15 protein-coding genes are annotated in these 13,179 nt (G+C 72.8%); 12 read left to right on the top strand and 3 right to left on the bottom strand.

Features of this window, described 5'->3' with window-relative positions:
• Positions 1 to 3: 3 nt before the first annotated feature.
• Entirely contained in the window at positions 4 to 483 is a 480-nt protein-coding gene (locus FHU36_RS23845) for a DUF3291 domain-containing protein (protein WP_185086117.1), read from the top strand.
• On the opposite strand, the gene FHU36_RS23840 is transcribed toward FHU36_RS23845, so the two are convergent.
• Complete coding sequence (locus FHU36_RS23840) at positions 429 to 1,505, bottom strand: DUF3866 family protein (protein ID WP_185086116.1); 1,077 nt, start codon at positions 1,503 to 1,505, stop codon at positions 429 to 431. The genes FHU36_RS23845 and FHU36_RS23840 overlap by 55 nt on opposite strands.
• 38 nt (positions 1,506 to 1,543) lie before the next feature.
• Between FHU36_RS23840 and FHU36_RS23835 the strand changes: the two genes are divergently transcribed.
• The 11 genes from FHU36_RS23835 to FHU36_RS23785 all read left to right on the top strand — a co-directional run bounded on the left by FHU36_RS23835 (position 1,544) and on the right by FHU36_RS23785 (position 11,258).
• Positions 1,544 to 2,515 carry a helix-turn-helix transcriptional regulator gene (locus FHU36_RS23835; protein WP_185086115.1) on the top strand — a complete coding sequence of 324 codons (972 nt, stop codon included), beginning with the start codon at positions 1,544 to 1,546 and terminating at the stop codon, positions 2,513 to 2,515.
• A complete protein-coding gene (locus FHU36_RS23830) occupies positions 2,512 to 3,477 on the top strand; it encodes a helix-turn-helix transcriptional regulator (protein WP_185086114.1) in 966 nt (321 codons plus the stop codon). Before FHU36_RS23835 ends, FHU36_RS23830 begins: the two co-directional genes overlap by 4 nt.
• Positions 3,474 to 3,641, top strand: coding sequence for a hypothetical protein (locus FHU36_RS23825; RefSeq protein ID WP_185086113.1), 168 nt, complete (start codon positions 3,474 to 3,476; stop codon positions 3,639 to 3,641). Before FHU36_RS23830 ends, FHU36_RS23825 begins: the two co-directional genes overlap by 4 nt.
• A gap of 62 nt (positions 3,642 to 3,703) precedes the next feature.
• Positions 3,704 to 4,057, top strand: a complete 354-nt coding sequence (tatA, locus tag FHU36_RS23820) for a Sec-independent protein translocase subunit TatA (RefSeq protein WP_185086112.1) — start codon at positions 3,704 to 3,706, stop codon at positions 4,055 to 4,057.
• A 96-nt stretch (positions 4,058 to 4,153) separates the two neighbouring features.
• On the top strand, positions 4,154 to 4,942 hold the full coding sequence (tatC, locus tag FHU36_RS23815) for a twin-arginine translocase subunit TatC (RefSeq protein ID WP_246502551.1): 789 nt from the start codon (positions 4,154 to 4,156) through the stop codon (positions 4,940 to 4,942).
• A gap of 16 nt (positions 4,943 to 4,958) precedes the next feature.
• Positions 4,959 to 5,843: a diacylglycerol/lipid kinase family protein gene (locus tag FHU36_RS23810; protein WP_185086110.1), complete on the top strand. Its 885-nt coding sequence runs from the start codon at positions 4,959 to 4,961 to the stop codon at positions 5,841 to 5,843.
• A gap of 73 nt (positions 5,844 to 5,916) precedes the next feature.
• A complete protein-coding gene (locus FHU36_RS23805) occupies positions 5,917 to 8,640 on the top strand; it encodes a DEAD/DEAH box helicase (RefSeq protein ID WP_185086109.1) in 2,724 nt (907 codons plus the stop codon).
• 298 nt (positions 8,641 to 8,938) lie between these two features.
• Positions 8,939 to 9,109 carry a hypothetical protein gene (locus tag FHU36_RS23800; protein ID WP_185086108.1) on the top strand — a complete coding sequence of 57 codons (171 nt, stop codon included), beginning with the start codon at positions 8,939 to 8,941 and terminating at the stop codon, positions 9,107 to 9,109.
• Between the two features lie 133 nt (positions 9,110 to 9,242).
• Positions 9,243 to 9,602 (top strand): hypothetical protein, encoded by a 360-nt coding sequence (locus tag FHU36_RS23795; RefSeq protein WP_185086107.1) that lies wholly within the window; start codon positions 9,243 to 9,245, stop codon positions 9,600 to 9,602.
• Positions 9,603 to 9,621: 19 nt separating this feature from the next.
• Positions 9,622 to 10,953: a WXG100-like domain-containing protein gene (locus tag FHU36_RS23790; RefSeq protein ID WP_185086106.1), complete on the top strand. Its 1,332-nt coding sequence runs from the start codon at positions 9,622 to 9,624 to the stop codon at positions 10,951 to 10,953.
• A 113-nt stretch (positions 10,954 to 11,066) separates the two neighbouring features.
• Positions 11,067 to 11,258, top strand: coding sequence for a hypothetical protein (locus FHU36_RS23785; RefSeq protein WP_185086105.1), 192 nt, complete (start codon positions 11,067 to 11,069; stop codon positions 11,256 to 11,258).
• 121 nt (positions 11,259 to 11,379) lie between these two features.
• Here the strand turns inward: FHU36_RS23785 and FHU36_RS23780 are convergent, their stop codons facing one another.
• Positions 11,380 to 11,589, bottom strand: coding sequence for a hypothetical protein (locus FHU36_RS23780; RefSeq protein ID WP_185086104.1), 210 nt, complete (start codon positions 11,587 to 11,589; stop codon positions 11,380 to 11,382).
• Positions 11,590 to 11,732: 143 nt separating this feature from the next.
• Positions 11,733 to 13,151: an RNB domain-containing ribonuclease gene (locus FHU36_RS23775; protein ID WP_185086103.1), complete on the bottom strand. Its 1,419-nt coding sequence runs from the start codon at positions 13,149 to 13,151 to the stop codon at positions 11,733 to 11,735.
• Positions 13,152 to 13,179: the final 28 nt, after the last annotated feature.

The following is a 13,179-nucleotide window of genomic DNA, read 5'->3' as shown; positions in this document are numbered from 1 at the left end:
TCCATGCATCTTGCCCAGCTCAACGTCGCGCACCTGCGCGCGCCCATCGACGCCCCCGAGCTCGCCACGTTCGTCGAGCTGCTGGAGCCGATCAACGACCTCGCCGACAGCGCCCCCGGGTTCGTCTGGCGGCTCAAGGAGAGCGACGAGGACCCCACCGCGACCGTCGTGCACGAGTACGGCGACCACCTGCTGGTCAACTTCTCGGTGTGGGACTCGATCGAGAACCTGTGGAACTTCGTCTACCGCAGCGCCCACCTGGGCGTGCTGCGCCGCCGCAGGGAGTGGTTCCTGCGCATGGCGCAGCCGTACACCGTGATGTGGTGGGTCCCCGAGGGCGTCGTCCCCACCCTCGCCGAGGCCATGGTGCGCCTCGACCACCTCAAGGCCGTGGGGTCGAGCCCCGCGGCCTTCACCTTCCAGGAGCCCTACGACAGCAACGAGGCGGCGAACCTGCCCGCCGCCGCCGAGGTCAGGAAGTAGGCCAGGTCCTCCTCCAGCCCCCGCCCCATCGTCGACAGCCGCACCGGCGACTCCCGCAGCGCCTCGTGCAGCCCGTCGACGGGCACGGCCACGAGCTCGTGCCGGACGGCCAGCAGCTCGGCCTGGTCGCGGACCCGCTCGCCGAACTCGCCCGGCAGCATCGGCACCGGCACCTGCGCCGGTGACAGCGCCACCCGGCCGTAGGCGGTCAGCGAGTGGTGCGACACGCCCATGTGCCGCTCGCGCAGGTCGCCCTCGCTGACCCGCAGCGCCGCCACCGGCCGGCCGAGCAGCACGGCGGCGGCGTTGACCGCCTCGCCCGCCGCGACGCCCGAGAACCCCCACCGGGTGCCCGTGCCGAGGTTGCCCGGTCCCTGGGTGACGACGGTCACGTCGGCCTGGAGCACGTGCCGGGCCGCCAGCAGGCCGGTGTGGGTGGTGACCGCCTCCACGTCGCCGCCGAAGGCCTGGCCGACGGTCACCACCCCGGCCAGCCAGCCGATCTCGCGCAGCCGCGCGCACACCATCGAGAACCACGCGGGCAGCGCCCCGCCGTCCTGCATCACGTACACCACCCGCGCGCCGGGCATGCCGCCGAACGCCGCGTACAGGCCGCACAGGATCGGCGGCAGCGCCGAGTGCAGGTCGGCCACCACGACCGGCATCCCGTCCAGCGAGTCGGCCTCGCGCAAGATCTCGTGGTGGGGGGAGTCCTGCTCGTCCACACCGAGCACCGTGGCCTGCAGCGGCGTGTAGCGCGCCTTCACCAGGTGCCCCGGACCCTCAGGATCTTGCGGCAAACGGTTCGGGACGGCCACCACCATGGCGTAACCTCCCGTACCGAGACCCATCGCGAGTGCCGTCGTGTTGAGCAGCACCTCGTCGCCGGGTTCCGGGCGGCCCACCAGAGCCGGATAGGCCAGCGCCCGGCACTGCCCCTCGGGCACGGCGACGTCCAGCTCCACCGCTCCCGGCCACTCGCGCCGGATCCGTACGACCTCGCCCTTGCGCCATCTGATCACGGGGGCAGGGTAGCGCCGATGAAGGAGGAGTGAGGCAGATGTCGCGCCGTAAGACCGAGCGGTTGCTGAATCTCGTGATCTGCCTGCTCGCCACGCGGCGGCCCTTGTCGGCCGAGCAGATCCGCCACGCCGTGCCCGGCTACGACCGCGACGGCGACGAGGCGTTCCAGCGCATGTTCGAGCGCGACAAGAACGAGCTGCGCGAGATCGGCATCCCCATCGACGTGGTGCGCGACCCGTGGGAGGAGGAGCCGGGCTACCGCATCCAGCGCCAGTCGTACGAGCTGCCCGAGATCACCCTCGAACCCGACGAGGCGGCCGTGCTGGGCCTGGCCGCGCAGGTGTGGCAGCGCGCCAGCCTCGCCGAGGCCGCCTCGGGCGCGCTGCTGAAGCTGCGGGCGGGCGGTGTGTCCACCGACGAGAGCGTCGGCGGCGTGGGCGGCGGCGGGGGCGGTGGCGCGCTGGAGTTGCGCGTCGACACCCGCGACCCGGCCTTCCCCGCCCTGTGGAACGCCGTGCGCGACCGGCGGGTGGTCCGCTTCGACTACCGCGGCGCCGGCAGCGAGACCGTGCGCGAGCGCACCGTCGAGCCGTGGGGAGTGGTCAGCCGCCGCGGCCGCTGGTACCTCGCCGGGTTCGACCGCGACCGCCAGGCGCCCCGCGCGTTCCGGCTCAGCCGCATCACCGGGCAGGTCGCCACCGTCGGCAGGCCCGGCGCCGTCGAGGTGCCCGAGGGGATCGACCTGCGGGCCATGGTGGGCTTCCCCGAGGAGCCGATGGAGGAACGCGCCGCCCTCATCCGCGTACGGCAGGGCGCCTGCGAAGGACTGCGCCAGCTCGCCCGAGCCGTCCACCCCGGCTCCGAGGGCTGGGACGAGGCGGAGCTGGCCTTCGCCGACACCGAGCGGCTGGCCGGCTGGATGGCCAGCCTCGGCGCCGACGTCGAGGTGGTCGAGCCGCCCGACGCCCGCGAGGCCGTCATCCGCCGACTGAAGGGAACCCTGGCATGAGCGGGTCCGCCGACCGGCTGCCCAGACTGCTGGCCCTCGTCCCGTACCTGATGTCCCACCCGGGGGCGCAGGTCGGCGAGGTGGCCGAGGTGTTCGGGCTGAGCGAGAAGCAGCTCATCGACGACCTGCAGCTCGTGTGGATGTGCGGGCTGCCCGGCCACACGCCCGGCGACCTCATCGACGTGTCGTGGGACGGCGGTGAGATCCTCATCGACAACGCCGACACCATCGCCAGGCCGCTGCGGCTCGGCATCGACGAGGCCAGCGCGCTGCTGGTGGCGCTGCGCATGCTGGCCGCCATGCCCGAGCTGGCCGAGGTGCCCGGCGACGCGCTGCCCCGGGTGGTGGCCAAGCTGGAGCGGGCCGCCGGCGAGGGCGCCGCCGAGGTCAGTAGCCAGGTCGCCGTGGACGTCGACGCCGCCCCCGACGCGCTGCCGCGCGTCCGCGACGGGCTGAACCGGCGGCGCAGGCTGTCGCTGCGCTACTACGTGCCCGGCCGCGACGAGGTGACGCCGCGCGAGGTCGATCCCATGCGGCTGGTGGTGGTCGACGGCCGCACCTACCTGGAGGGCTGGTGCTACCGGGCCGAGGCGATGCGGCTGTTCAGACTCGACCGGATGCTCGGCGTCGAGGTGCTCGACGTGCCCGCCGACCCGCCCGCCGAGGCCGAGCCGATCGACGTCGCCCAGGGCGTCTTCCGGCCCTCGCCCACCGACGAGCTGGTCGAGCTGGAGGTGAGCGCCGCCGGTCGCTGGGTGGCCGAGTACTACCCGTGCGAAGGGCTCACCGAGCTGGGCGAGGGGCGGCTGCGGATCACGCTGCGCGCCCGTGACGAGGACTGGATCGTCAAGCTGGCGCTGCGGCTGGGCGACACCGGCCGGGTCGTCTCGCCGCCCGCCATGGCCGAGCGGGTCCGGGCCGAGGCCGAGCGGGCGCTGGCGCTGTACGCTCATCGGTCATGACGTGGATCCTTCTCGCCGCCGGGCTGGGCGTGGCCGGCGTGCTCGCGCTGCTGGTCGCGGGCACCCGCGTCATCGCCGCGGCACGTAGGCTGAACAGGGAGGTCGCCGGGGCCCGAGCGCGGCTCGCTCCGGACGACGGCCAGAATTCACTCTCCAGAGGGTGAGACACATGCTCAGGGAGCGTACGATCGTGCCTGAAAAGGCACTAGCCCGGTAAGGACGTGACATGCCGAACCTCGGAGTCCCCGAACTTCTGATCATCGCACTGGTGCTCATCCTGCTGTTCGGGGCCAAGAAGCTGCCCGAGATGGCGCGTGGTGTGGGCCGGTCCCTGCGCATCTTCAAGGCCGAGACGGCCAAGCTCCGCGACGACGACGAGCATGACGGAGCCCAGACCACCGCGCAGGCCACGGTTCAGCCGCAGGCCCAGCCGCAGCAGCCCGTCCAGCCGCAGCCGATCGCACCGGTCCAGCCGGTCGCGCCCGCGCAGCCGTCGGCCGAGGAGCAGGCCCGCCAGCTTGAGGAGCAGGCCGCCAGGCTGCGCGCCAACGCCGCGGCCCAGGCCGACAAGCGCGTCTGACCCGCCCCTACTCCTCACCTGGACTGCTCGATGGCGTTGCTCAAACGGTCGAACGGTAGCGGGCCCACCCCCGACCCCGAGGGTCGGATGCCGCTCATGGACCACCTGCGGGAGCTCCGTAACCGGTTGCTCATCGCGACGGCCGCGCTGGTCGTCGGCGTCGTCATCGGGTGGATCTTCTTCGACCCGGTGTGGGAGTTCGTCAAGGCCCCCTACTGCGAGACCGACCAGGCGAAGATGCTGCGGGACAACACCTGCACGCTGGTCTTCAGCGGCATCTTCCAGTCCTTCTTCCTCACGCTGAAGGTCTCGGCGCTGGTCGGCGTGATCGCGTCGTCACCGGTCTGGCTCTACCAGGTCTGGGCGTTCGTCACCCCGGCCCTCTACCGCAACGAGAAGCGCTACTCGGTCGCCTTCATGGCCCTGGCGATCCCGCTGTTCCTGCTCGGCGCGGCGCTCGCCTACATCGTCATGGACACCAGCCTCGCGATCCTGCTCGGCTTCGCGCCCAGTGACGCGGTGGCCGCCGTCCAGATCGACGAGTACGTCAGCTACGTGCTCATCATGCTGGTGATCTTCGGCGTCTCCTTCGAGCTGCCGCTGCTGCTCGTGTTCCTCAACGTCATCGGCGTCCTGCCGCGGGCGACGGTGAAGAAGCACCGGCGCACGGTGATCTTCGGGATGTTCGTGTTCGGCGCGATCATCACGCCGGGCGGCGACCCCATCACCATGATGGCGCTCGCCGCGCCGATGATCATCCTGTACTTCGTGGCCGAAGGGTTCATGTACCTGCGCGAGAAGCGGGCGCCGTCCGGCGAGGACTTCTCGCACCTGGCCGACGACGAGGCGTCGGAGCTGCCCGAGGATTCCGGTCCGGCGCGATAGGCGATACGTTCCGGGCGTGTCCCCTCAACTCGCCCTGCTCGTCAACCCGGCGGCCCGCGGCGGCCGCACCCTGCCTCTGCTGGAGCCCGTGGTCCGCCGCCTGCGCGCCGGCGGCGCCGAGGTGTCGGTGATCGTCGGCGCTGACGCCGCCGACGCCCTCGAACGGGCCTGCACCGCCGTGGCCGAACATCCCGACGCGCTCGTCGCCTTCGGCGGCGACGGGCTGGTGCACCTGGCCGTGCAGGCCGTGGCCGGCACCGACGTGCCGCTCGGCATCATCCCGGCCGGCACCGGCAACGACATCGCCACCGCGCTCGGCGTGCCGCGCAGGGACCCGATGGCCGCGGCCCGCGCCGTGCTGCGCATGCGGTCGCGGACCGTCGACGCCGCCGACGTCAGCGCGGGCGGCGGCGAGGAGTTGTTCGCCGGGGTGGTGTGCTGCGGGTTCGACTCGCGGGTGAACGAGCGGGCCAACCGGCTCACCTGGCCGCCGGGCATGGCGAAGTACCTGGTCGCCGTGGCCGAGGAACTGCGCGGCTTCCGGCCCATCCCGTTCCGGATCACGCTCGACGGCGTGCCGTCCGAGCGGGAGGCGATGCTGGTCGCCGTGGCCAACACCCACTCCTACGGCGCGGGCATGCGGGTGTGCCCCGACGCCCGGCCCGACGACGGGCTGCTCGACGTGATGGTGCTGGGCGCCGTCGGCAAGGGGGAGTTCCTGCGGGTCTTCCCCCGCGTCTACCGGGGGACGCACGTCACCCATCCGGCCGTGTCGATCACCCGGGTCAGGAGCGTACGGCTGGAGGCCCCGGACGTGGTGGCCTACGCCGACGGCGAACGGGTGGGGCCGGGGCCGGTGTCCTGCGAGGTGCGGCCGGGGGCGCTCAGGGTGCTCGTATAAGATCTACATTGTAAAGGCGGTCGCGCGATCACCTGGGCCGGACCGGAATGCTGGTTTCGGTAGGCTGGCCGTTATGACGACGCCAGCGGAACGCTACGCGGCCTTCCGCGAGAAGTTCGGGGACGACGGGGCCGCTTTCAGATCGTTCCGAGGTCTGTACGACTTCCAGCTCGACGACTTCCAGGTGGACGCCTGCCGGGCGCTGGAGGCCGGCGACGGGGTCCTGGTGGCCGCGCCCACCGGCTCGGGCAAGACGGTCGTCGGAGAGTTCGCCGTCCACCTCGCCCTCGAACAGGGCCGCAAGTGCTTCTACACCACGCCCATCAAGGCGCTGTCCAACCAGAAGTACAACGACCTGGTCAAGCGCTACGGCACCGCCAAGGTGGGCCTGCTGACCGGCGACAACAGCGTCAACGGCGACGCCCCGATCGTGGTCATGACCACCGAGGTGCTGCGCAACATGCTCTACGCCGGGTCGGCGACGCTGGCCGGGCTGGGCTTCGTCGTCATGGACGAGGTGCACTACCTCGCCGACCGGTTCCGCGGCGCGGTGTGGGAAGAGGTCATCATCCACCTGCCGGAGTCGGTCCGGCTGGTGGCGCTGTCGGCCACGGTCAGCAACGCCGAGGAGTTCGGCGAGTGGCTGGGCGAGGTGCGCGGCGACACCACGGTCATCGTCGACGAGGACCGGCCGGTGCCGCTGTGGCAGCACATGATGGCCGGCAACCGCATCTACGACATGTTCCTGGCCGACGACGACGTGCCGCGCATCAACCCCACGCTGATGCGGGTCACCCGCGACGCCGAGCGGCTCACCGCCGGCCGCGGCCGGCGCGGCTACGGCCGGCCGCAGCGGTCGCGCCCGCCGGACCGCGCTCAGGTGATCGAGAAGCTCGACGCCGAGGGGCTGCTCCCGGCGATCACGTTCATCTTCTCCCGCGCCGGCTGCGACGCGGCCGTCATGCAGTGCCTGCACGCCGGCATCCGGCTCACCACCGAGCGGGAGCAGCACGAGATCAGGCAGCTCGTCGACGAGCGCACCGCCCACCTGCCCGACGAGGACCTGGCCGTGCTGGGTTACCTGGAGTGGCGCGACTGCCTGGAGCGCGGCCTGGCCGCCCACCACGCGGGCATGCTGCCCGCGTTCAAGGAGGTCGTCGAGGAGCTGTTCACCCGCGGCCTGGTCAAGGCGGTCTTCGCCACCGAGACGCTCGCGCTCGGCATCAACATGCCCGCCCGCACCGTCGTCATCGAAAAGCTCGACAAGTGGAACGGCGAGAGCCACGCCGACCTCACCCCCGGCGAGTACACCCAGCTCACCGGCCGGGCCGGGCGGCGCGGCATCGACGTCGAGGGCCACGCCGTGGTGCTGTGGCAGCCCGGCATGGATCCGCTGTCGGTCGCAGGGCTGGCCGGCACCCGCACCTATCCGCTGCGCTCCAGCTTCCAGCCGTCCTACAACATGGCCGTCAACCTGGTCGGCCAGTTCGGCCGCGAGCGGGCCCGCACCCTGCTGGAGGAGTCGTTCGCGCAGTTCCAGGCCGACCGGGCGGTCGTCGGGCTGGCCAAGCAGCTGCGCAAGCACGAGGAGGCCCTGGAGGGCTACCAGGAGGCGATGACCTGCCACCTGGGCGACTTCACCGAGTACGCCGGACTGCGGCGGCGGCTGTCCGACCGCGAGGCCGAGCTGTCGCGCCAGCGCGGCGCCGCGCGGCGGGCGGCGGCCGTGCGGTCGCTGGAGGCGCTGGAGCCGGGCGACGTCATCCGGGTGCCGGGCGGGCGCCGGGCGGGCCTGGCGATCGTGCTCGACCCGGGCCGCAACCCGCGCGGCCACGGCCCGAGCCCGCTCGTGCTGACGATCGGCAAGCAGGTCAAGAAGCTCGACCCGGCCGACTTCCCGGTGCCCGTCGAGCCGATCGAGAAGCTGCGCATCCCGAAGAACTTCAACGGCCGTTCCCCGAAGGAGCGGGCCAACCTCGTCTCCACGCTGCTCGCCAAGATCGGCGACCGTGACCTCGGCAAGCCGCAGCGGGCCCGCGACCACGCCGTGGAGGACGAGGAGATCAACGAGCTTCGGCGGCGCATCCGGCAGCACCCGTGCCACGGCTGCGACGAGCGCGAGGAGCACGCCCGCTGGGCCGAGCGCTACCACAAGCTGCTGCGGGAGACCGAGGGGCTGCGGCGGCGCGTCGAGGGGCGCTCCCACGTCATCTCCCGCACCTTCGACCGCATCTGCTCGGTGCTCGGACAGCTCGGCTACCTTCACGACGAGACCGTCACCGACGAGGGCCGGCGCCTCGGCCGCCTCTACACCGAGCTCGACCTGCTGACCGCCGAGTGCCTGCGCAGCGGGTTGTGGGAGAAGCTGGAGCCGGCGGAGCTGGCCGCGTGCGTGTCGGCGCTGGTGTTCGAGTCGCGCCAGGCCGACGACGCCCGCCGCCCGCGCCTGCCGGCCGGGCGGGCGCAGGACGCGCTGACCGCGATGATCCGGCTGTGGGGCGAGCTGGAGGGCATCGAGTCCGACCATGGCCTCGACACCATCCGCGAGCCCGACCTGGGCTTCGCCTGGGCGGCGTTCCGGTGGACGAAGGGGCACAGCCTGGACGCGGTGCTCATGGACGGCGTCAACGGCAACGAGCTCGCGGCGGGCGACTTCGTCCGGTGGATCAAGCAGCTCATCGACCTGCTCGGCCAGCTCGGCAACGCCGCCCCGCCGGACAGCAAGATCAAGCAGACCGCGTCCAAGGCGATCGACGCGATGCGACGCGGCGTCGTGGCCTACTCCTCGCTCTCCTAGGCCGCGTCTCGCGCCGACGCGGCCGGCGGCATCGACCGGCCGGCCGCCGTCGGCCTGATCGCGCGGTGCGGTTCCGGAACTCGTCGCCAGGGGGCGGCGGGCGCGGGCCGCCGGACTGACCGTCCGGTCAAGGCGGCGTCATCGCCGGTATACGCAACGTCACCGCGCGGGCAGTTTCCCGGCGCCGCACGCCGGACATCCCCATCTCGTCAGGCCAGTCAAGCCCTCGGACGCACCGCGCTGAGGCCCGCCCCGACGCGGATCACCGGCGTCCGGCCACCCCCGTCTGGAGGCCGCCATGTTCGCCCTCGTCGCCGCCCTGCTCTTCGTGCTCGCCCTCGTCTTCGAGATCGCCGGCCTGGCCGTCGGCGGCGTTCTCACGGTCACCACGCTCGCGGTCGCCGGGCTCGTCTGCGTCGCCGTCCACCTCATGGGCGTGGGAGCCGGTTGGAGCGTGCTCAAGAAGTGACACCGGCGCCGTCGTGGCCGCGACCCCGCCGGAGGGGTCGCGGCCACGACCGTGGTGGGACGTTCGCCGAAGCCCGGCCTCCAGCAAGTAAAGTGGCTTTTGTCAGTGTCTGATGGGATTGAGGAGACACAAGGTGTCCGATGGGTACCGTTTCGACCGCTCCTCGCTGAGCGGCGCCGGCCACGGCCTGCTGGACGCCGCGGCCGACTTCGAGCGGCACACCGGCGGCCTGCTCGCGACCGTGCGCGGCACGGGCGACACGGCGTGGGGCGGGACCTCCGTCGGCGTCGCGATGGACCGGCTCGGCGACCTGCTGGACGAGGCCTGCCGCGTCCTGCACGGCAACCTCCACCGCACCGGCGACGGCGTCCGCTCCATGGCCGACGACCTCCGCCTGACCGAGGCCGACGCCGTGGCCACGGTCAACGCCGCCGGCCCCGGCATCCCCGGCCCCGGCGCCCCCGGGACTCCCGGCTCGGCTCGCCAGGTCTGACCCGGACCCACGCGATCCCATGTCACTGACCCTGCCCGCGCATCTGCAGGCCCCGTTCGGCCTGCTCGAGGTGGACTGGCCGCCGGAGGACGAGGACCACATCCGCGGGTGCGGAGCGGCCTTCCGCGACTGCGCCACCGCCCTCGAACGTGAGACGATCCCGGCGGCGCACGGCGCCGTCGGCCACGCGGTCCGGTACAACGCCGGTGACCACATCGACGCGCTGACCGGCCACTGGGCCGACTACCACACCGAAGACCAGCCATCCGGCCACCTGCAGAGCCTCGCCACCTCCCTGCACGCCCTGGCCGACGGCTGCGACCTGTGGGCCCGGGCCGTCGAGCTCGTCAAGGTCGCTCTGACGCTCCTGGCGACCTACGTCCTGCTCGCCCTGGTCTGGGCGGCCTCCATGGCCGTCGTCTCCGGCGGGCTCGCCGCGGTCAAGGCGCGCGGCTCCATCCTGGTCCTGCGGGTGTTCGCCAGGAAGGCCGTGGCGACGCTGCGCGGCAGGCTGGAGAAGTACTTCGGCCAGAAGCTGATCCACGCCGTGGAGACCCGCCTGCGTCGCATCCTGCGCGCCAAGGCCCCGTCGTTCGCGGCCCGCCCGGCGGTCTCGCCGCTGCGCCGGGCGTACGGGGTCAAGGGGATGCTCGCCGCGTCCGCGGGCGCCACCTGGCTGGTCGAGGGACAGCCGGAGAGCCGCCCGCGCCCGCCGCTGGACTCGCCCGAGAAGGGCCCGCGCGACGGCAGGTACGACCTCGGCCCGGCCCGTGACCCGGGCATCCCCTTCGACGACCCCTGGCCCTACGACCCCGACGCGAAACCGTCGCCGGCCGACTACGCGGCCTGGCACAAGTGGCGGGCGCTGCAACTCGCCGAGGAGGCGACCCCGGGGTTCGACGAGGCGGCCGCCACCTTCAAGCACTACCTGGACGGGTCCGGTAGCGACTACTCCATCGACTACGACAAGGCGTACCGCGACGACAAGCTGATCCGCGACGGCGTCGACGCGGAGATCCGCCGCGCCCAGGAGAACGCCGAGCTCCTCTACCGGGAGACCGGGCGGCGGGAGTTCCAGATGACCGGCGAGCCCGCGGAGATCAAGGAGACGGAGACCAAGAACTGGGAGTTCGCGCTCGGCCGTCACTCCGTCTGGGGCAGCGCGGACGTCCGGATCGACGGCGACCAGGCCACCATGGAGATCACCGTCCACGCCTACGACCGCTACAACTTCAACCGCGAGGACAAGTGGATCAACCAGGAGAACGGCCGGTTCGAGACCCTCGGGTGGGCCAGATCCTACGACACGCACGGCACGATGAAGCGGACGGTCACCTGGACCGTCCCCTGACGCGGCCGGCGCGCCGGATGAACGAGTCCACGGCATAGCCGCGGAGATGGGGCGGGGATGTCCGAGGCCGATGAGCGCCAGGTGCTCCTGGGCCTGCCGGCCGCCGCCCCTCGGTGCTGACCGAGCACCCCCATCAGACGGTCATCGCCGACCGGCGGTGCCACGGCAGCGCCTTCGAGCGCGAGCCAACCGCGGGCGGGGGGAGGCTGCTGCGCCCGGCCGCCGTCGATTGCGACGGCGTGGCCGCGGCGGCGCTGCTCGCTGCTCTGGGCGATGCCGAGCTCGGCATCGGTGCTTCGAGATGAGTCGCCGGCGGCGTGCGTGATCTGCCCGGAGTGTGGAACCGAGTGGGTTCCGGGTGTGGATCATGAGCGGGGCGTCGCGACGTCCGCAAGTCGTGACCTGCCGTATGGGATGCAGTGCCTCCTACCGGGCCATCTGGCCGGGTAGCCGGCGCAGCTTTCCTGCGGTGGTCAGGAGTAGCAGCTCGCCGTCCGCGGTGTAGGCGGCCGAGGCGGTGCCCGGGTGTCTGGCCACCGTACGGCCGGACGGGTCGGTCACCTCAGCCGTACCGCCGTACGTGATCACGAAGGTCGTGCCGGACGGATGGGCGCGGATCTGCGCCTCATCGGCCATCTCGCGTGACCACCTCTGCTTGCCGAGGGGGCCGACGCCGGCGACGCCGGTGAACCGCCCGCCGCTTCGTCTGGGCCAACACCGCCGAGAGATCCTCCACGCCCTCGCCTCATATTGTCGGCGAATTACTGAAACTCAGGACACTAGGCGAGGGTGAAGCGGACCTCGCGGGTGGCCGGGTCGGCGCGGGTGAGGCGTACGGTGACGCGCTCGCCCAGGGGGAGGGCGCCGTCGCAGCGGGCGATCACGGCCGGGTCGGCGAGCTGGACCTGACCGCCGTCGCCGCGGGCGGTCACGTCGATGACCGTCGCGTCGAACGACTCGCCCAGCCGGTCGCGCAGCGCGAACGCCTCCACCAGGTCCACGCAGGCGCGCTCCACCGTGCCCGCGCGGCGGCCCGAGGCGGTCATCAGCGCGGGCAGCTCCTCCAGCGCCTTCTCCACCTCGACGGGCACCGGCTCGCCCGCCGCGACGGCCAGGCACACCTCGGTGGCGTACCTGTCGACCAGCCGGCGCAGCGGGGCCGTCACGTGCGCGTACGGCGCCCCCACGGCGGCGTGGTCGGCCAGCGCCGGGGGAGCGCCGTCGAACGCCACGTAGCCCGCGCCGCGCAGCAGCACCCTCGACTCCTGGAGGAAGGCCGCCTGCCGGGGGACCTTCGGGTCGAGACCGTGCACCACCTGGCCGTAGGAGGCGCCGTCGGGCCACGGCACGTCCAGGGCGGCCGCCACCCTGCGGACCTTGTCCAGGTCGTCCTGCCGCGGCGGCGGCAGGACGCGCAGCACGCCGATCTCCGCGTCGAGCATCATGGCCGCCGCCGCCATGCCGGTCAGCAGGGAGATCTGCGCGTTCCACGCCTCGGCGGGCAGGGGCAGCCGGTAGGCGAGCCGGTAGCCGCCGCCCGCGAACACCACCTCCTGCTCGGGGGTGGGCAGCGTGACGCCGCCGCGCTCCCGTTCGAGCCGCACACGCAGCGCGCCGATCTCGGCCAGCAGGCCGAGCGTGGCGTCGGCGGTGCCGGTGTCCACGGCCGCCTGCACGTAGGCGTAGTCGAGCCGCTCGCGGCTGCGCACCAGCGCCCGCTGCACGTCGGCGCCCACCAGGCGCCCCTCGGCGTCGAGGTCGATCCGCCACACCGCGGCCGGGCGGGCCGCGCCGGGCAGCAGGCTGGCCGCGCCCTCCGACAGCACCCGCGGATGCAGCGGCACCGAGCCGGTGGGCAGGTAGACGGTCTCGCCGCGCTCGCGCGCCTCGCGGTCGACCGCGCCGCCCGGGCGGACGAACGCGCCCACGTCGGCGACGGCGTACCAGACGCGGAAGCCGCCGCGTAGCCGTTCGAGGTGGAGGGCCTGGTCGAGGTCCATCGAACCGGGCGGGTCCACGGTGACGAACGGCAGGTCGGTCAGGTCCTTGCCGGGTAGCCGGGGCACCTCCGCCACCCACTCGGCCTCGTCGAGCACCGCCCGGGGGAAAGCGCCGGGCAGCCCCGCCTCACGCGCGACGCGGGTGAAGCCGTCCTCGAGGCGGGCCGGGACGTCGCCGGCGACCTGGATGCTCGACACGGGCCACAACCTACCGAACCGGGCGGGC

It is taken from the genome of Nonomuraea muscovyensis (assembly GCF_014207745.1).
In the GTDB taxonomy this organism is placed as follows: Bacteria; Actinomycetota; Actinomycetes; order Streptosporangiales; family Streptosporangiaceae; genus Nonomuraea; species Nonomuraea muscovyensis.
Note: the sequence above shows the minus strand (reverse complement) of the source record. Positions and strands in the feature narration are given on the sequence as shown.

Excerpts from the sequence above, each read along its gene's own strand:
- FHU36_RS23805 (WP_185086109.1), top strand. The coding sequence starts at position 5,917 with ATGACGACGCCAGCGGAACGCTACGCGGCCTTCCGCGAGAAGTTCGGG.
- FHU36_RS23780 (WP_185086104.1), bottom strand. The coding sequence starts at position 11,589 with ATGGCCGATGAGGCGCAGATCCGCGCCCATCCGTCCGGCACGACCTTC.
- FHU36_RS23825 (WP_185086113.1), top strand. The coding sequence starts at position 3,474 with ATGACGTGGATCCTTCTCGCCGCCGGGCTGGGCGTGGCCGGCGTGCTC.
- FHU36_RS23790 (WP_185086106.1), top strand. The coding sequence starts at position 9,622 with ATGTCACTGACCCTGCCCGCGCATCTGCAGGCCCCGTTCGGCCTGCTC.
- FHU36_RS23800 (WP_185086108.1), top strand. The coding sequence starts at position 8,939 with ATGTTCGCCCTCGTCGCCGCCCTGCTCTTCGTGCTCGCCCTCGTCTTC.
- tatA (WP_185086112.1), top strand. The coding sequence starts at position 3,704 with ATGCCGAACCTCGGAGTCCCCGAACTTCTGATCATCGCACTGGTGCTC.
- FHU36_RS23830 (WP_185086114.1), top strand. The coding sequence starts at position 2,512 with ATGAGCGGGTCCGCCGACCGGCTGCCCAGACTGCTGGCCCTCGTCCCG.
- FHU36_RS23835 (WP_185086115.1), top strand. The coding sequence starts at position 1,544 with ATGTCGCGCCGTAAGACCGAGCGGTTGCTGAATCTCGTGATCTGCCTG.
- FHU36_RS23845 (WP_185086117.1), top strand. The coding sequence starts at position 4 with ATGCATCTTGCCCAGCTCAACGTCGCGCACCTGCGCGCGCCCATCGAC.
- tatC (WP_246502551.1), top strand. The coding sequence starts at position 4,154 with ATGGACCACCTGCGGGAGCTCCGTAACCGGTTGCTCATCGCGACGGCC.